General features: G+C 68.4%; 1 protein-coding gene. It reads right to left on the reverse strand.

The features are described from left to right. Positions 1–39: 39 nt before the first annotated feature. Positions 40–851, reverse strand: an 812-nt coding sequence (locus ACFQS7_RS30965) for a transposase (protein WP_380070987.1), incomplete at its 5' end; no start/stop codon positions are given.

Raw genomic sequence — 851 nt, forward strand, 5'->3', positions numbered from 1 at the left:
TGTAGTGCGACCGGTTGTTGAGACAGCCGACTGCGCTGTTCAAGCGGCCAAGGGTAGGTTGGCTGGCGGGCGCTGAGCAAGGCTGCACTGCTCGGTGCGGATCTGGTTCGGGGTGCGATAGCCATGCCGGGCGACGAGCCAGGTGGCGTTGTAATGGGCGACGAACTCCTGCAGCCCGCGCCGCAGTTCCTCGATGGTGTCGAAGGTGTGCACCCAGAGGAAGTTCTCCTTCAGGGTGCGGATGAAGCGCTCGGCGACGCCGTTGCCCTCGGGCTGACGGACGAAGGAGGGCGAGCTCTCGATGCCGAGAAAGGCGATCTCGTCCTGGAAGTCGCCGGACATATAGTTCGAGCCGTGGTCGTGGCGGAGGGAGAGACCCTTGGCGACGTCCTTCTCGATGCGGCCGAAGTGGCGCAGCACGCCCTGGCGCACCGGCTCGAGCGCCTCGAAGCGGTTGCCGGAGCGGGCGGCATGGTTGCCGACGCACTCGCCCGAGCAGTGGTCGACGGCAACGAACACCCGGGCCCGGCCGTCTCTGACGGTCACGGTCTCGGTCATGTCGGTGCCCCACATTGCGTCCACGGCGGTGGTGGTGATGGTGCCGTCATGGGCGCGCTGCTCGGGACGGCCGATGCGGTGTGGCGCGAGCAGGCCGTGTTGGCCCATGAGGCGCCGGACCCGCCGGGCCGAGGTGCGGATGCCGCCATGGCGCAGCCGAGCCCAGATCTTGCGGTAGCCCTCGCCATGCAGGCGCGAGCCGAGGATCTGGGTGCGGATGTGCTGGAGCAACACGGTATCACAGCAGGCACCTACCGGGCCCCGGCGTATCGGACCGGCCGATGCCGCAGGGT

The sequence above is a fragment of the Dankookia sp. GCM10030260 genome, assembly GCF_042666655.1.
In the GTDB taxonomy this organism is placed as follows: Bacteria; Pseudomonadota; Alphaproteobacteria; order Acetobacterales; family Acetobacteraceae; genus Paracraurococcus.